16 protein-coding genes are annotated in these 15,792 nt (G+C 38.0%); 7 read left to right on the top strand and 9 right to left on the bottom strand.

Annotated features, from left to right (window positions below):
* Window positions 1-3,231 carry a SusC/RagA family TonB-linked outer membrane protein gene (locus tag ACK2WI_RS01135; protein ID WP_409149385.1) on the bottom strand — a complete coding sequence of 1,077 codons (3,231 nt, stop codon included), beginning with the start codon at window positions 3,229-3,231 and terminating at the stop codon, window positions 1-3.
* A gap of 226 nt (window positions 3,232-3,457) precedes the next feature.
* On the opposite strand from ACK2WI_RS01135, the gene ACK2WI_RS01130 reads away from it, so the two are divergent.
* Complete coding sequence (locus ACK2WI_RS01130; protein WP_409149383.1) at window positions 3,458-4,000, top strand: dihydrofolate reductase family protein; 543 nt, start codon at window positions 3,458-3,460, stop codon at window positions 3,998-4,000.
* Between the two features lie 10 nt (window positions 4,001-4,010).
* On the opposite strand, the gene ACK2WI_RS01125 is transcribed toward ACK2WI_RS01130, so the two are convergent.
* Window positions 4,011-4,667, bottom strand: coding sequence for a hypothetical protein (locus ACK2WI_RS01125; protein WP_409149381.1), 657 nt, complete (start codon window positions 4,665-4,667; stop codon window positions 4,011-4,013).
* A 212-nt stretch (window positions 4,668-4,879) separates the two neighbouring features.
* On the opposite strand from ACK2WI_RS01125, the gene rraA reads away from it, so the two are divergent.
* Together rraA and ACK2WI_RS01115 are read left to right on the top strand one after the other, a co-directional pair.
* Window positions 4,880-5,365: a ribonuclease E activity regulator RraA gene (gene rraA, locus ACK2WI_RS01120; RefSeq protein WP_409149379.1), complete on the top strand. Its 486-nt coding sequence runs from the start codon at window positions 4,880-4,882 to the stop codon at window positions 5,363-5,365.
* Window positions 5,366-5,485: 120 nt separating this feature from the next.
* Window positions 5,486-6,760 (top strand): DEAD/DEAH box helicase, encoded by a 1,275-nt coding sequence (locus tag ACK2WI_RS01115; protein WP_409149377.1) that lies wholly within the window; start codon window positions 5,486-5,488, stop codon window positions 6,758-6,760.
* A 4-nt stretch (window positions 6,761-6,764) separates the two neighbouring features.
* Here the strand turns inward: ACK2WI_RS01115 and ACK2WI_RS01110 are convergent, their stop codons facing one another.
* The 3 genes from ACK2WI_RS01110 to ACK2WI_RS01100 are packed head-to-tail and all read right to left on the bottom strand — an operon-like array spanning window position 6,765 to window position 9,830.
* On the bottom strand, window positions 6,765-8,342 hold the full coding sequence (locus ACK2WI_RS01110; protein ID WP_409149375.1) for an ATP-dependent DNA ligase: 1,578 nt from the start codon (window positions 8,340-8,342) through the stop codon (window positions 6,765-6,767).
* A 2-nt stretch (window positions 8,343-8,344) separates the two neighbouring features.
* Window positions 8,345-9,349, bottom strand: coding sequence for a ligase-associated DNA damage response exonuclease (locus tag ACK2WI_RS01105; protein ID WP_409149373.1), 1,005 nt, complete (start codon window positions 9,347-9,349; stop codon window positions 8,345-8,347).
* Between the two features lie 19 nt (window positions 9,350-9,368).
* A complete protein-coding gene (locus tag ACK2WI_RS01100; RefSeq protein ID WP_409149371.1) occupies window positions 9,369-9,830 on the bottom strand; it encodes a MaoC family dehydratase in 462 nt (153 codons plus the stop codon).
* A 422-nt stretch (window positions 9,831-10,252) separates the two neighbouring features.
* Here ACK2WI_RS01100 and ACK2WI_RS01095 point away from each other — a divergent pair, with 422 nt between their 5' ends.
* Window positions 10,253-10,711 (top strand): hypothetical protein, encoded by a 459-nt coding sequence (locus ACK2WI_RS01095; RefSeq protein ID WP_409149369.1) that lies wholly within the window; start codon window positions 10,253-10,255, stop codon window positions 10,709-10,711.
* 50 nt (window positions 10,712-10,761) lie between these two features.
* Here ACK2WI_RS01095 and ACK2WI_RS01090 read toward each other — a convergent pair whose 3' ends face one another.
* Window positions 10,762-11,160: a hypothetical protein gene (locus ACK2WI_RS01090; protein WP_093097177.1), complete on the bottom strand. Its 399-nt coding sequence runs from the start codon at window positions 11,158-11,160 to the stop codon at window positions 10,762-10,764.
* Window positions 11,161-11,297: 137 nt separating this feature from the next.
* Complete coding sequence (locus tag ACK2WI_RS01085; protein WP_409149367.1) at window positions 11,298-11,453, bottom strand: PLDc N-terminal domain-containing protein; 156 nt, start codon at window positions 11,451-11,453, stop codon at window positions 11,298-11,300.
* Between the two features lie 247 nt (window positions 11,454-11,700).
* Between ACK2WI_RS01085 and ACK2WI_RS01080 the strand changes: the two genes are divergently transcribed.
* Entirely contained in the window at window positions 11,701-13,002 is a 1,302-nt protein-coding gene (locus ACK2WI_RS01080; protein WP_409149365.1) for an esterase-like activity of phytase family protein, read from the top strand.
* Window positions 13,003-13,172: 170 nt separating this feature from the next.
* On the opposite strand, the gene ACK2WI_RS01075 is transcribed toward ACK2WI_RS01080, so the two are convergent.
* A complete protein-coding gene (locus ACK2WI_RS01075) occupies window positions 13,173-13,610 on the bottom strand; it encodes a hypothetical protein (RefSeq protein ID WP_409149363.1) in 438 nt (145 codons plus the stop codon).
* 347 nt (window positions 13,611-13,957) lie between these two features.
* On the opposite strand from ACK2WI_RS01075, the gene ACK2WI_RS01070 reads away from it, so the two are divergent.
* Complete coding sequence (locus ACK2WI_RS01070) at window positions 13,958-14,152, top strand: hypothetical protein (RefSeq protein WP_409149361.1); 195 nt, start codon at window positions 13,958-13,960, stop codon at window positions 14,150-14,152.
* Between the two features lie 247 nt (window positions 14,153-14,399).
* On the opposite strand, the gene ACK2WI_RS01065 is transcribed toward ACK2WI_RS01070, so the two are convergent.
* Window positions 14,400-14,855: a hypothetical protein gene (locus tag ACK2WI_RS01065; protein WP_409149359.1), complete on the bottom strand. Its 456-nt coding sequence runs from the start codon at window positions 14,853-14,855 to the stop codon at window positions 14,400-14,402.
* Between the two features lie 205 nt (window positions 14,856-15,060).
* On the opposite strand from ACK2WI_RS01065, the gene ACK2WI_RS01060 reads away from it, so the two are divergent.
* Complete coding sequence (locus ACK2WI_RS01060; RefSeq protein WP_409149357.1) at window positions 15,061-15,675, top strand: lipoprotein; 615 nt, start codon at window positions 15,061-15,063, stop codon at window positions 15,673-15,675.
* The last annotated feature ends 117 nt before the right edge of the window (window positions 15,676-15,792 follow it).

The following is a 15,792-nucleotide window of genomic DNA, read 5'->3' as shown; positions in this document are numbered from 1 at the left end:
TTATAATCCAATAGATAGGTTAAAACTATAGCTTTTCATAACCGGGTAATTGAAACCATCGCCATGTCCTGTTGAGATATCAGGATCCGAAGGTCTTAAGTTGCCCACATCTAAATCTTTTGTTCTCTTGTAGAATGGAGACCAGGTAAATAGGTTTTCGCCAGACAATCCAATCCTTAAGCTTTGAACCTTAAGTTTTGAGGTGATAGAACTTGGGAAGTTATAACCTATCTGCAGGTTTTTCATTCGCAGGTAAGAGATGTTCTGTAAGAACCTTGTTTGTGGATTGACCTTGATGGATTCATTGTATCCTGCATAACGTGGGAAATACCCATTTGGATTATCTTCAGTCCAGTAATTGTCCACATGCCAAGATGGTAGGTTGTTGTAAGGTCTGTTGTATTGTCCCCAGAAGATAGATTCATTTCCAGGATACCATTGCTGCTTGCCTACTCCTTGGAAAAAGGAGGAGATATAAACGTTCTTCCAATCCAAGTTCAGGTTGAAGCTATAGATATAGCGAGGTTCTTTGTTGCCAATGATTCTTTTATCACCATGGTCATTCAAGGTATTGGTTCCATAGTCAATGACACCGCTGCCATCTAAATCTGCAAACCTGACATCACCTGGATAGATCTTTCCGGAATTGGAAGATTTAATTAAAGATTGGGTCGCTGCTGCATCAATTTCGGCTTGGTTCTGGAAAAGACCTTGGGTTTCATATCCCCATATTTCTCCTAGGGTCTGGCCGATATAATAATCGGATAGATTTCCGGTTTCATTGTTGTAGCGATCAATGGTTGACACATAATCAGCCAAAGTTCCTTTCACGGACCAGTTAAATGGACTTCCTGATGCCTCAAAGCTATCTCTATATCCTAGTGATAGTTCAAAACCTTGGGTGGTCATGTCGGCATAGTTTCCTTTAGGGGAAGCTGCTCCAAATACATCTGGTAAGGTCATGCCAACGGTATACATATTCAAGGTTTTACGTTGGTAGAAATCGGCTGTAAAGGTCAGTTTATTGTTGATAGCAGATAGATCCAAACCAATGTTGGCTGTTCTTGCTGTTTCCCAGGTTAGGTTATTTGGGATAACCACAGGAACCCCGGTATATGGGTTTTTTACACCGCCAATCACTCTATTGGAAATGCTGATGGAATATTGGTCCATAAAGGCATAAGGGTCAATATTACCATTACCCAAAGAACCATAAGAAGCTCTTAGTTTTAAATCAGAGATCGCGCTTTTGTCCACTTCAAAGAAAGGTTCTTCAGAAATCCTCCATCCAACGGATGCGGAAGGGAAAAATGCCCATTGTTCATTGATCGGGAATTTAGACGATCCATCATAACGGCCGTTAAATTCAAATAGGTATCGATCTTTATAGATGTAATTCGCACGCATAAAGACACCGATATTCCTGTATTTGTTGTAACCAGCTGTTGCGTTGGTGTTTTGACCCAATGCCAGGTTGATATTGTCAACATCTTCGGTCAGAAGACCAGTCTTTGTGATGTAATCTGATTCATAAACGCGTTGCTCATAATTATATCCTAACAAGCCTTTGAAATAATGATCTCCAATGGTTTTTTCATACTCTCCGTATAAGTTTCCGAAAAGGTATCTCCATTGTTGATCCACGAGGTAGATGTTATTGTTCATGGAAGTTTCCAGTTTCAGCATCTTACCTTCAGCAACACTATAGGGAACCGGTACTCGTACCCGGGTAGAATTAAAGTCCCGGTTTCTGAATGTGAAATCACCCTTAATCCTTAGAGAATTGTCCAAAAATTTGCTCTCGAATGCGGTGGTATTGCGGAGGTCAGCATTTTTTGTTCCAGTACCGTTTTTACCATAAATGAAATCACCGACTGTATATGCAGCCGAGAAACTGAAGGAGCCATCTGGATTGAAGATAGGCGAGGAAGGGTGGCCTTCATCGGCAATATTCCTCCAGATATTTCCACCTTCACCAGCTGTGGAAGGATCCCAATATTTAGCAAAGGAATAGTCGATGTTATTGGTAATCCTTAACCAATCGTTGACTTGCATTCCTGCCTTTGCTCTGGTGTTATAAGTATTGTAATTGTCGGTATTGTAATTGTACATACCGTTGTAGTCATAAGTTCTTCCGGATATGTAATAATCGAATCTTCCAGAGTTTCCAGAAATGGAAAGGTTATGGTCCTGCACAAAGGTGTTGTCTTTGATCAGGGTGCCATAATAGTCCTCATTGCCATAATAAACGTAGTTTCCTTTCTCATCAACTGTTACCTCTTCGGTGATTCCCTGTTCCTTGCGGCGTTTGAACTCCTCAAGCCATTCCATTGTGAAAATCTGTGTTTTGTTCAGTTTACTAGGAATGGATGAATAGTTGTTCCAGGCATTGTAAGCCGTGAAGAAGTGGGAAGCATAAGTGTAACCATCGGTAATAAAGTCGGGTCTTGCAATGGGCTTCTGGAACGAGGCATTTCCTGAGTAAGTAATGCTAGTACGATCAGTTTTAGCCCTTTTTGTTGTGATCAGGACCACCCCAAAAGTACCTCGTGAACCATAGATAGCCGATGATGAGGCATCCTTTAAAACGGAAACCGATTCGATATCATTTGGGTTAAGAGAGGATGGGTCCCCTTCAACTCCATCGATCAGGATCAGGGCACTTCCACCTTGTCCGATAGAAGTGGTACCACGGATGTTAAAGCTGGGGTTACGGGTCGGCTTACCATCAGCAGGCACGATGTTTAAGTTAGGTACAGCACCTTGCAGCATTTGGCTCGCATTTGCCAATACCCTTCCTTCGAAAACCTCAGGACCTACTTGGTCTACGGCTCCGGTTAGGTTGGCTTTCTTTTGCGTTCCATAACCTACCACAATCACTTCTTCCAGATTGGTGTCATCAGGGCTCAAGGTAATCTGCACATTACTGGAAGTAACCGTTACGTTTTGGGCTTCAAAACCTAGGTAGCTGATCCGCAATTGTTGCCCTTGATTGGCTTCAATTTCGAACTCACCATTGTCATTTGTACTAGTGGACTTTTGGTTGGTCAGGTTAGTAATTGTGACGGAGGATAAAGGATTTCCATCCTTATCTTTTACGACACCTCGGATAGTCGATTGTCGCAGTTCTGAACCAATAGCTTTGAAAGGCTCAGCAAGTCTCAAGTCCACATTTGCCCAACTAGGGTAGGATAGGCATAGGGCGAGACTAACAATTAATGTTTTTCTCATAGTGTATTAAAACGGTTTAGTTATTTGGTCAAAATTGTAGTTTTAAGATTGATTCAATGTTAAGCTAATATTATATTAACTTAAAAATCTTAAATAAGTTTGAAAAATACTGGATAGATAGGAGTTATGTTAAAAGATATTTTAAGATTAATAAAGAAAAAAAAGGAAAGTTTTAGCAAACGTTTCTTAAAATATCCTTGTATTTTTAAATCATAACCTTGGTGACATGAGAAAATTATCCCTTTTTATAGCATGCAGTTTAGACGGCTTTATTGCTAAACATAATGATGATCTCAGCTTTTTGGAAATAGTTGAAAAACAAGGCGAAGATTATGGATATGCTGATTTTACCGCAGATATCGATACTATTATCATTGGCAGAAAGACCTTTGATTTTGTGGAAAGGACCTTAGGTGCTGAACATTATGATCAAGCAGGTCGTCAAGTTTATGTGGTTACAAGTTCTGAAAGACCTGCACAGGGGAATATCATTTTTTTCAATGGAAATGTAGTAGCATTAGTGAAGGATTTGAAAGCTGGGGAAGGGAAAGGTATTTATTGTGATGGAGGTGCAGAGCTGATCAATGAACTTCTAAAAAATGAACTGATTGATGAGCTGATCATTTCAGTAATTCCAATTTTATTGGGCGAGGGTGTGAGGCTGTTTAAGGAGCATCAGACGGAGCAAATCTTGGAATTGCAATCTGCAAAATCATTCGAAACTGGATTGGTACAGCTACATTATCGACGAAAGCAAAGTCCAAAATAGCATCGGGAAATCAATAGAATTCTATCAGTTTTTCATTGATTATGTCATACTCATAAAGTTTCCTGTTTTCATTATCGATATACAGCCATTGAATAACGCTTTGCTTATTTTCATGGTTAGTTTCTAGGCTAATGACCATATAAGGTCTGTTTTTAAAGGTTATTTCATTCACTTGATAAATCATCTCGGCTTGACCCTTTTCCTTTAGGATTTCCTTGATAAGGGGTTGGGTGCTGTAAGCGATATAGTATTCCAAGTATGCAGTTAAATAGGCTAGATAGGAATCCGTTAATTTGAGTTCGGAAGACTTGTCATATTGTAATAGGTTCGGATGATTCCTTCGGAGAGCATGTACCTTTCCATCCTTTAATTTTGAATAGTCCAAAAGGACTTGATTGATATCCATCAAATCATTATCCATATTTCTTAATTTCTCCTTTTTCCATACCACTTCAACGATATCTCCGCGCAGTAAATCTGTACTAGGCTCATTTTTGGCTTTGAATACCATGGGCCAAGATTTATTCCCTTCTTGCACATAGAAAAGCGCAATGTCGCCGTCATCATTATACTCCTTAAAGATCAGTGTATCCTTAACCTGTGCATCAATAGCATTTATTTGGATAAATATTAGTGTGCAGAAGAATAGTAAATGTCTAACTATCATGATTTATCAATTTGGAATTGAAACGATGAATTTTAAAGCATTCAGAATTTACGAATAAAGCTTTAGAAATTTAGCGTTATAATCGATTATTAACTGAAAGTAAAAATAATGAAACCTATGAATATTGTTTTGAGTACAGGTACACATTTGCTTTTCGGAAAGCTATATTTGCGGCAGATTTATAAAAATAGCTGTATTAAATAATAGAAAACATGAAGATCATTTTAACTGCCGATTTATGTGATGCGTATATGCCAAATCTACAGGTTGTAAAGCCGATAGGATTCAAGAATTATGGGAAGAAGAAGAGCTTTTATGGGCAGATTGCAACTGTAAAGGTCTATGAAGCCAATGAATTGATCCGTGCAATACTGGAGGAAGATGGAACAGGAAAGGTTTTGGTTGTTGATGGTGCTGGCTCTGATCGCAGAGCGTTGGTAGGTGGTAATATCGCTGCTTTGGCTCAAGCGAACGGCTGGTCTGGAGTGATCATCAATGGAGCTATCCGTGACGTATTGGAAATTGCTGAAGTAGATATGGCTGTTCTGGCACTGTACAGCAATCCACACCGTAGCGCCAAAGAGATGCAAGGCGAAAGAGATCTTACCCTTCATTTTGCCGATACAGACTTTATCCCTGGGCATTTTATCTATGCTGATGAAGATGGAATTGTTGTTTCAGAAAAGGAGCTTTCTTAGTTACTCTAGATCAAAAAGAACCATAGATATACATTCTTGGCTGTAAAAGATGCGCTAATACACATAGACTGTATTAATTTAACTAACTTTGTAGCTTACATTCATTTTAAATATTCAGCAGTGTCTTTAGATAAATTAAAACTTAGCAAGCGTCTCCATGCATCGATGACCGAATTGGGTTATTTTACAGCCAAGGAATTCCAGTTAAATGCTCTTTCTCGTATAGTTGGTGGCCATAGTATCCTTGGGATTGCTCCTGAAGGTGCCGGAAAAACCACGACTTACGTCTTGGGGGTATTGATGCGCTTGAAATATACGGATGATGAAGCTCCCAAAGTTTTAGTCTTAGCACCTAATGAAGAAAGAATCAATGAAATCGTAGAGCGCTTTTACACCGTAAGCCGTAATAAGAACCTGCATATCATGGGACTGAAGACCAGCGGTGGGATGGAAGAGGAGATTGAAGACCTGGTACGCGGGGTAGATATCGTGGTGGCGACACCAGCTCGTGCTCGTGCTGTCTATCTGAAATTGGGTCTGAACCTGAACCGAATTGAAACCTTTGTTATCGATGATGCTGAAGAAATTGTAAAACAAGGTTTTCAAACCAATGTTCGGGAATTGGCGCAAAGTTGTGGAAAGGTGCAATACTTATGTTTCAGTACTGTTGAACATGAAAAGCTGCACCTGATGATCGATGACTTTATGCCTTTTGCTACCTTGGTTGAAGTGGATGAACTGGGAGAAAACAGTCATGAGACCCATGATTTGATGCTCTATCAGGTTCCTAACTTCAGTACCAAGATCAACCTGCTGAATGATCTTATGTCTGACGATGAAGTCTTCGATAAGGTCGTTGTCTTTGTCAATACTAAACATACGGCACATAATCTGTTGGATAGACTTCATGTCAAAAAAGGCGTGGCTGCTATCTATAAGCCTATGTTCCATGATGATTATGGATTTGATGATATCAATATCTTTAAGCAAAAGCCGGAATGCCGAATCTTGATTGTTGCCAATGAAGGTCTGGATGATATAGACTTATCCTTGGTGCCTTTTATCTTTCATTTTGAAATCCCAGAGAACAGAGAGGAATTTATCAAGCATGTCCTGAAAACTGGAGATGATGAAAGTATTGCCATTAGCTTTGCAACTGATATTGAACTTCCTGATGTTAAAAAGATCGAACAGAGCCTTGGCAAAAAGATACCTGTGATGCCGCTTCCAGAGGACCTAGCGATTTATAAACCTTCGGAGACTGCCAAAGAAAAAGCTGTTGAAGATGAGAGTAGAGGTGGGGCCTTCCATAAGAAAAAGGAAAGCAATAGCAAGACCTATAACTATGGAAGTGGTGAGAAGGCGCGGATGACCAGAAAGAATAAAAAAAGGTAGTTGCTTAGATCAGCTTTTTGATTTCTTCGATATCATCTATTTCTGATGCTAGTTTGTCTTTTCGCCAACGAACTATTCTGGGGAATCTGAGTGCGACTCCCGATTTGTGCCTGTTGCTTGCTGCAATCCCTTCGAAGGCGATTTCGAATACCAATTCAGGTTTTACGGTACGGACAGGGCCAAACTTCTCTAAAGAGTTTTCACGGACGAATTTGCTGACCTCAGCAATTTCTGTATTACTGAGACCTGAATAGGCCTTGGCAATGGTTACCAGTTTATCGCCATCTTTCACTGCAAAGGTATAATCTGTATAGTGCCCGCTTCTGCGACCGCTACCACGTTGCGCATAAATCAGTACAGCGTCTATGCTCATCGGATCCACTTTCCATTTCCACCAAAAGCCTTTCTTTCTGCCTACTTGATAGGCGGAATCTTTAGCTTTCAACATCAGACCTTCTGCGTTTTTATCCCCTGAGCCTTCCCGAATCGTATTAAGTGAATTCCAATTGTTGAAATCCAATAGCTCCGATAATAAGTAATTTTCTGAATTCAATTTACCTAGTAGGTCTTCTAAGATTTTCCTTCTTTCCTCCAAGGGTATGTTTCGAAGATCTTGCCGGTTTAGTTCCAAGATGTCAAAAGCAATAAATTTTATTGGAACCTCCTGCATCATTTTCTTGGAGATATTCTTCCGATTCAAACGCCTCTGCAGTTGGTTGAAACTCATTACCCCATTTTCATTGTAAGGCACAATCTCTCCATCGATCACAAAATCAATATCCTGATCCTTCAGTTCTTCCAATAATTCTGGGAATTGCTCATTGACAAGCTCTTCTCCACGCGACCAAATAAAGATTTCCCCATCCCTTCGGATAACCTGTCCGCGGATCCCATCCCATTTAAATTCCACTTGCCAATCCTGCTCCTTACCCAGACTTTCTAGATCTTGAACTAAAGGATTTGCTAGGCAAAAAGGATAGGGAACAGAAAGGTTGATGTTGATATGTTCACCCTTGATAAATTTTTCAAAAGAGAGCAATTCAGGGTCCCAATCCGACATAATGCTATGGGCTACCAAATTCGCGTCCAGTTCATAGAACTTAGCAAAGGCATTGATCAAGGTTTTAGAAGATACACCGATCCTAAAACTGCTTCCCATGAGTTTGTTGAAGACAAAGCGTTCGGTCTGTCCTAGGCTTTCCCATGACGTCAGGATATACCCCTTGATTTCATCCTCAGGCATTCCTTGCAGGGACATGATTTCCTGCATCCATTGGTCCAAGCTTTTGTCGATGGTATGTTTGGCAGGTGGGATGATCAAGGCGATGGTTTCCGCAAGGTCACCAACTGCAGAATAAGATTCTAGGAACAACCATTCGGGAATCCCACTGTATTCAATGGCCAATTGGCGCATGGTAGTGGTCTTCACTGAACGGCGAGGTCTTTTACCGGTAAATAGACGGATAAACCAATACTTGTCCATTTCAGAAGATTCCGCGAGGAACTGTTCAATTGCAAGGATCTTGCTATTGGTCTTATTGCTGCTGTCCAGCGCATTTATCAATCTTGCCAGTACCTTCATCCTTATTCCTTGATTAGCGGTTCATCAGTTTCATCTTCAGTTCCAAAGGCGGTGGTTATTTCCTCAGCTTCTATGCCTATTTCATTTAAATACCTTGTAAATTCAGCTTTAAAGCCGTGCGTCACATATACCTTTTCGGCTCCTGTTTCCTTCACTGCAGTCAATAGTCCGGGCCAATCAGCATGGTCGCTGATGGCAAAACCTGCATCTGCACTGCGCCATCGTCGGGCACCGCGCACCTGCATCCATCCGGAGCAGATGGCTGTCTGTGCGTTGGGAATATTCTTCAATAAATTGGAACCAAATAGGGAAGGCGGGACGATAATGATTTCTCCTTTCATATCCTTGGGGCGATCATTGAAATCAATGGTTTTATATGGAGGTAGGGAAATACCACTTTCCGTAAATGCTGCATTGATCCTGGAAATAGCATAATGCACATAATGGTCTTCATAGCCTTCCAAAGCCTTCATGATGCGCTGTGCCTTTCCTAAGGCATAGCCTATGAGTATCGAATTATTACCGTTCTTTTTATTGTTTGCCACCCAATCCACAAGGTTTTGGTTGATCTGCTCAACAGGGAGCCAATTGTAAATGGGTAAGCCAAAGGTGCTTTCAGAAATGAATTCATGGCAGCGAACTGGTTCAAAAGGAGTGGAGAGCCCATCATCCTGGATTTTGTAGTCACCAGAAACAACCGATACTTTCCCTTGAAATTCCAATCGGACCTGTGCAGAACCAATTAAATGCCCTGCAGGGTGCAGGGATACCTTTACAGAATTGATATGGAGAGATTGGTTATAAGCTAAAGTTTCAACTTTAATATCTTGACCTAGCCGCAGTTTCAGGATCGGTGCTGTCAGTTCATGGCAGAGATAATGCTTCATTCCGACCCTAGCATGGTCGGAATGGGCATGCGTAATGATGGCATAATCCACCGGCAGCCAAGGATCAATATAAAAGTTTCCCTGAGGACAGTATATCCCTTCTCTCCTAAATTCCAGCATAGGCGTTAGGCTTTCGTTCCTAATCTTTAAAATTATAAAGGAAGATTACATCACCTACATAAACAGGCTTATCAGATTCCTCACTAATCAATTTAGCTTGAATGGTCGCCTTGACCGTACCACGTAGGTTATTGATAGATTTTACCAAAGCATGCAATTGAACCCGGGTATTGACCTTTACTGCCTGTCCGAATTTAAGGTTTTCAATACCGTAGTTGATTTCCATTTTCACATTCCTAACATCGGCGATCTGCTTCCATAAATGGGGGATAAGGGATAGGGTCAAGTAGCCATGGGCAATAGTGGTTCCAAATGGGCCTTCATTCTTCGATTTTTCCTCATCCACATGGATCCATTGATGGTCCAATGTAGCATCAGCAAATAAATTGATCTGTTTTTGGTCGATTAAATGCCATTCAGAAAGACCTAATTCTTTCCCTTCATAAGTTTTGTACTCTTCGTAATTATTGATGATTACCATAGGTATTATTAGTATATAAAAATAAGCTAGTGATTTTTTTTGATTAATTAAAGGTTATTAATCCATATAAATCCCAATTAGCTCAGTCTGTAGGGTTTAATTACCCTAATTTCTAACAATTGATAGCTCCATATGTTTGCATAGGAGCCTAGGTTTCCCTAAATGGGATGTGAATTGAATAGGGAGTTATTTGAAAAAGCGTATATCTTTTTATCAGTGCGTAATATAATAGAAAAACTCACCTGCAGCTTCTCCTAACTTATACATCATCAATACAACAATCAATGCTGCAAATCCAAGTATGATTTTTTTATTTATCATAATCCGTTTTTATAATTGGTTATCTTAATTCGGTATTCGTTACAAAATTTACTTAATTTAAGTAAAATTCTTTTTTCAAGCATTAATTTATTTCTGATTCCATGCAATTATACAATTCCAAAATAGAGTTAGACAGCTTAGAACCATCTGAATTACAGATATATCAAGATTTAGATAAGGAACCTTATGGCATTGACATAGCTACAAAAGTCTGTAAAAAGCTAATGCAAAATCCTGGCGAGGATCATGGTCTTTATTTTTCCCATCGCGATTATTGCGGAATGGGATTGTATTATATCAACCTACAATTTATCCTAGGCGTGGTCAATGATGGGTATGGACCGGTGCCATTGCTTTCAAGCTGTGATTCTGAAACTGATTTTGTTAACTGGCTGAGTCAACAATCCGATCAATCCATGTCTTTATTTGGAAGTCACTTCAATAACCAAACCATTACAAAGTCCCGTTTGGAATGGTATCTCGAAGAAAATTATTCGCCTACCTGGAATATGTACTGTTTGTACATGAATGATAGACGAGGGCAAGAAAGATCATCCTAATATTTTGAATTTTGAATAAAGCCTAATCCAAAAATTAGGCTTTATTGATATTAGTTGATTTTTTTACCGGTAAATAGGATCTGCTTAGTAGCCTTGCTACCCAAGGTAGATACCGATAATGAGTTTTCGTCTTTGATATAAACGAACACTCCCTTTGGATCATCGTCATCATTGCTCATAGTGCCGTTCTGCTCATAGACATCAAAAGTTTCCGAAACACTTCCCGAAGCTGGATTTGTTGTGAATTTTAACTGGCCTTCACCCACTTGGGTAACCGTTACGATGCTATTGTCATAACTTGTGAACTTGCCGGTAGAGAGATGAATGCTCAAATCCCCCTGATAACTACCCACGGCATCAATCGGCTTCAAATTACTGTCTTTGCTACAAGACGTAGTTCCAATAAGACCCAATGCAATAAATAGCATAAAGTGTAATTGCTTTTTCATATTAAGTAGATTGTGTGATTTCTTGACGAGAAACAATTTCCTTGCCAAAGATAAAAAAGCTGGGTAATCGGTAAGTGGTTAAATAGGGATGTATTATAGAAAATAAAGAAAACCAAAAAGTTTAATCCTAATGCAGGCTAAGCTGCTTTTTTGGAGTTATTCAAGGCTAAGTAGATAATTGAACCAATCACATTAAAAACCAATACAACCAATATCCAGACCACTCTTTGGCCACTGGATAGGTCTCGGTTCGTGACGATATGGTAGATGGAAAAGACTGTAATAAATAACATTATTATCCAAATCGCACTAGCTAATAAACTGCCTATGAAAAGTAAGTTCATAATGATTGATAATTATGATGATTGATGTTGTTTTCATGAATTTAGGAAGAATAGTCGGGGAATCAAAATAGGGAAGGGGGACTATTATGATATATTTATGAAGGGATATTTCTAGCAATGATAATAATTTCACCATAGCTTAACATCTGTTTCATATTCAACATCTTTATTTGTGCCAATTTATTAAGCTATATTAATGATAAAACAAATTCACACACTAGCGACTGCTTTAACCTTTATTGCAGCACTAACTTCTTGCGAAAAAGATCAAGATCACAACAAGTCCAAAGTTGTAAACTATCCTGCTATGGCGGAGGTTGAGACTCCCAATGTATTAATGACGACCAAAGAGGGTGTAAAAGTCTACAATGGGGGTTTTGGTTCAGCCGTAGTCGCAGACCCGAATGATCCTGAAGTCTTTTATATGATGACAGATCGAAGGGCTAATGTAGCTGGACAGGCTAAGAACGCTATCATCATTGGAAAAGCAGACTTCGCACCACAGATTGGGAAATTCAGATTGAAGGAAGGAAAATTAGTCCTAGAGCAAGTAATCGAATTGAAGAATGAAAAAGGTGCCAAGTTAAATGGTTTACCGAATCCAAAGGGAATGGGTTCCACAGGTGAAATTCCTTTTGATCTGAATGGACAGCAATTGGCTGCATCTGCAGACGGTATCGACTCTGAAGGATTGGTAATCGCGGCGGACGGCACCTTCTGGATCTCGGATGAATATGGTCCACATATCGTGCATACTGATATGAACGGAAAAACCATTGAACGAATCAACCCTTTTGGTACTGGCTTCGGCGGACGTAAAATACCTGCTGTCTTTGCGAATCGCAGGGCTAATAGAGGGATGGAAGGCTTGACGATTACCCCTGATGGCAAAACCTTGGTCGGTATTATGCAATCCCCAATGTACAATCCCAGTTCGGCTGCCGTATCAGGTTCTATGATCATTCGTATCCTAACCTTTGACATCGCAACCGGAGCTACAAAACAATACGCTTACCTAATGGACAACCCCTCACTTACCGGTGTAAGTGAAATATTGGCCTTGAGTAATACAACTTTCCTAACCTTGGAAAGAGATGGTCTCTATAGCGGAGATCCTGCAAAGCCTGCACTCTTCAAAAAGATCTTCAAAATCGATATAAGCAAAGCGACCGATATCTCTGATGCCTCAAATGCTGCTTCTGGGAAATTGTATAAAGGAAAAACTGTTGAAGAATTAAAGGACCAAGCTGGACTAGCTTCTGCTGGTATTACGCCAGTAACAAAAACGCTAGCCATTGATTTATTAAAGGATCTACCTGAGGTCTATCCACACGATAAGGCGGAAGGTCTTACCATGTTAAAAGGAAATATTCTGGTGGTTTCTAATGATGATGATTTTGGAGTAGTCGATAATGGAAATAGTGGTTTTGCCCAGAAAGTCCTTCCAAGTTCCAAAAGCGTGGATAGGAATAGATTGTATTTCATTAAAATGAAATAAGAAGGAGTACAGGATATAAAAAAGATAAATGAGGCCGTATCAAAATATGAATTGATACGGCCTTTTTATTTTGTTTGATTTAGGGGGAACTGAATTTGTTAGTATATTATTCCTAATAATTGTCATTACCCTGTACCCAAATTCAAGAATGCTTTGCATTAAATATGGATTTAAGGTACAGTATCAAGGGCAGTAAATTTTAATTGATCATCAGACCTAAGCCAAATACCAAAATCAACACCTTCATGACCAGGAGCAATTTCATCTTTAGCAATTATCCTGTAGTATACTATATAAGAAAGATAAGGTTCACTTTGCCTGACTATAGACTTAGGAGCTGATTTTAATTTAGAAATTAATGCTGGAGTAAATATTTCCTGAACCCTTTCCGTGAAGAAAATTTTAGAATCTATGTATTTTTCTATTCCAGTTTCATTACATAGAATGCATCTAATTGAATCGGTACTATTAATGATTAAGGAGTCAATATTCTTGTTTTCAATCAACTTAATTATGTAATCTGCTTTCTTGAAGATTAAACTTGAGTCAATCTGTCCATAAGATTTTGAACAGAGTAAAAAAAGAAAAATTACAGCTAGAGTCTTCATGATCGCATTTTGAGTATTGGATTGGTTTGTACATCAATAATAATTACAAGCTATTGATCAATGAATCTTTTATACAAAGCCCCTCAAAAAGACTAGGTTTATTTTGTGATAAGCGAAATAAACTCACCAACGATAAAACCGAATCTATAAATAGCAAAGGCAGATAATATCACTAAAATTGCTAGAACTAACTTTCTATTCTCAATTAGTATCTCAATTGTTCTATTCATAGCCTTAAGTTATTAAGAAATATTGAATATTTGAATGTGTTTTTGTGCTTGCTTTATTAGGAGGAAATAAATACAAAAATATTAATGATAGGAACTTCTTTCGATATTAATAAGTAAATGATCTACCTAGACCTTAATCCACACAATAAGGCGGAAGGTTTAACCATGTTAAAATTAAATATTCTGGTGGTTTCTAATGATGATGATGATTTTGGGATAGTCGATAATGGAAATAGTAGCTTTTCCCAGAAGTTCCTCCCAGGTACCAAAAGTGTAGATAGGAATAGATTGTATTTCATTAAAATGAAATAAGAAGGAGTACTGGATTTTGTAAATTTAAATGAGGCCGTTTCAGAATATGAATTGAAACGGCCTTTTTATTTTGGGGTGAAGATGTTTCTAAATATGGTTTTACTTAAGCGATTTCATAGAACAAATGAATCTTATTATACTAATCCAATATTTTTCAACTAAAAGTAATTTAGAAAACTGATTCTTTTAAAAGTGGATTTATTGATTACATTCATTGGAAATAAGAATCCTCAATTGGATTGTCTTCTCATTCAACTTCTTCAGAATATAATATCGTTTTGAGTTCTGAATCTAAATAAAATTCATACAGAGAAACTACTAATAATCCATAGTCATTTACTGCGCGAAATTTGTGTAATATTTTATACCCCTTCTTTTCCTCTTTTTTAGAATTTAAACCAAGGTATTCTCCAAAAGCCATGCTTAAATATGCTTGTTGAATTTGTTCAGACCTAGATCTTCCTTGTTTCTTTGCTTCTTCTCGAAATTTTAAAAAGCCTTCATCAATTTCAATCAAATTTGCAGAATCCAATTTTCCAAATTCTAATGATTCATAAGTACTTGGGTCATTTAGGTTTTCTAAAATCAAATCTGAAACTAGATTTTCAGCTATTTCTTGGTCTGAAAATACCGTATTTTTACAACTGAAAAAGAATAATGTTAATAAAATTCCAATAAAAAGGGTTAAATAATTTTTATTCATTTTTAAATTAATTTGGTAAGATGTAAAGGTATTGATATTGGATACACTAATTATTACGGTTTTCCGTAGTCAAGAATAAAACCGAACATTAAGATTTCATTATTATAAAATCAATGATTTCGAGGTCTTATCTATATTTTCAAATATTGTTGCTTTTTATTTATCGATAAATGATATGTTTGCAGATCCAAATCATTTATTATATATGAAAAACAAAATTATTAAGTCCGCTATGGCGATCGCTATAGCTTTGTCTTTGTCAGGTTGTGGTAAAAGTGGAGAAATTGGACCTCAGGGAAATCAAGGGGATAAAGGTCAACAGGGAGATAAAGGTGATAAAGGACAGGATGGCAATAGAATCTTTAGTGGAAATTTACCTCCTGAAATAACCATTGGTAATGTGGGGGACTTTTATATCAACCTCATAAATATGGATTTCTATGGTCCTAAGGCACAGTCGGGATGGGGTGAACCTAGTTCATTAAAACCCAATTCATCTGGTGCAAGCTATTATTACAATACTAATGAAGGAGATTGGAAAAAAATATCAAATTATGAATATGAATTAGAACTATCCATTCCTGAATTAGATAACATAGTCTTTGAAGATGGTTTTGTTTTAGTTTCAATTCTTGAAAGAATTAGTAATCCAAGAGCATTTCATTTGATTCCTGGTGAAATCAATGGTTTTAAATATTCAGCCAGTTATTCCGTTGGTAAATTACACCTTAATTCAGAATATTTGGGACCAGGACCAATGCCTTATTTACGTGATTTAACTATTAAAGTTATTTTAGCAGATTCTAAAATTGGTAATTAAAAATAAGTTTTTCTTGTTAGATATTCACAATATAGAATTCTATAAAGCCTGACAACATGTTAGGCTTTAATAGAATTGAGCTTGAAATTTTTTCAGTTTTAATGGTATATCGAAGAG

This window comes from Sphingobacterium sp. BS-2, assembly GCF_046161205.1.
In the GTDB taxonomy this organism is placed as follows: Bacteria; Bacteroidota; Bacteroidia; order Sphingobacteriales; family Sphingobacteriaceae; genus Sphingobacterium; species Sphingobacterium mizutaii.
This window is presented reverse-complemented; position numbering and strand designations above follow the sequence as displayed.

What these genes read in the sequence shown, in the direction of transcription:
- ACK2WI_RS01060 (WP_409149357.1), top strand. Translation starts at nt 15,061, where the DNA reads ATGAAAAACAAAATTATTAAGTCCGCTATGGCGATCGCTATAGCTTTG.
- ACK2WI_RS01090 (WP_093097177.1), bottom strand. Translation starts at nt 11,160, where the DNA reads ATGAAAAAGCAATTACACTTTATGCTATTTATTGCATTGGGTCTTATT.
- ACK2WI_RS01085 (WP_409149367.1), bottom strand. Translation starts at nt 11,453, where the DNA reads ATGTTATTTATTACAGTCTTTTCCATCTACCATATCGTCACGAACCGA.
- ACK2WI_RS01100 (WP_409149371.1), bottom strand. Translation starts at nt 9,830, where the DNA reads ATGGTAATCATCAATAATTACGAAGAGTACAAAACTTATGAAGGGAAA.
- ACK2WI_RS01095 (WP_409149369.1), top strand. Translation starts at nt 10,253, where the DNA reads ATGCAATTATACAATTCCAAAATAGAGTTAGACAGCTTAGAACCATCT.
- rraA (WP_409149379.1), top strand. Translation starts at nt 4,880, where the DNA reads ATGAAGATCATTTTAACTGCCGATTTATGTGATGCGTATATGCCAAAT.
- ACK2WI_RS01070 (WP_409149361.1), top strand. Translation starts at nt 13,958, where the DNA reads ATGATCTACCTAGACCTTAATCCACACAATAAGGCGGAAGGTTTAACC.
- ACK2WI_RS01125 (WP_409149381.1), bottom strand. Translation starts at nt 4,667, where the DNA reads ATGATAGTTAGACATTTACTATTCTTCTGCACACTAATATTTATCCAA.
- ACK2WI_RS01080 (WP_409149365.1), top strand. Translation starts at nt 11,701, where the DNA reads ATGATAAAACAAATTCACACACTAGCGACTGCTTTAACCTTTATTGCA.
- ACK2WI_RS01105 (WP_409149373.1), bottom strand. Translation starts at nt 9,349, where the DNA reads ATGCTGGAATTTAGGAGAGAAGGGATATACTGTCCTCAGGGAAACTTT.
- ACK2WI_RS01110 (WP_409149375.1), bottom strand. Translation starts at nt 8,342, where the DNA reads ATGAAGGTACTGGCAAGATTGATAAATGCGCTGGACAGCAGCAATAAG.
- ACK2WI_RS01075 (WP_409149363.1), bottom strand. Translation starts at nt 13,610, where the DNA reads ATGAAGACTCTAGCTGTAATTTTTCTTTTTTTACTCTGTTCAAAATCT.
- ACK2WI_RS01065 (WP_409149359.1), bottom strand. Translation starts at nt 14,855, where the DNA reads ATGAATAAAAATTATTTAACCCTTTTTATTGGAATTTTATTAACATTA.
- ACK2WI_RS01135 (WP_409149385.1), bottom strand. Translation starts at nt 3,231, where the DNA reads ATGAGAAAAACATTAATTGTTAGTCTCGCCCTATGCCTATCCTACCCT.
- ACK2WI_RS01130 (WP_409149383.1), top strand. Translation starts at nt 3,458, where the DNA reads ATGAGAAAATTATCCCTTTTTATAGCATGCAGTTTAGACGGCTTTATT.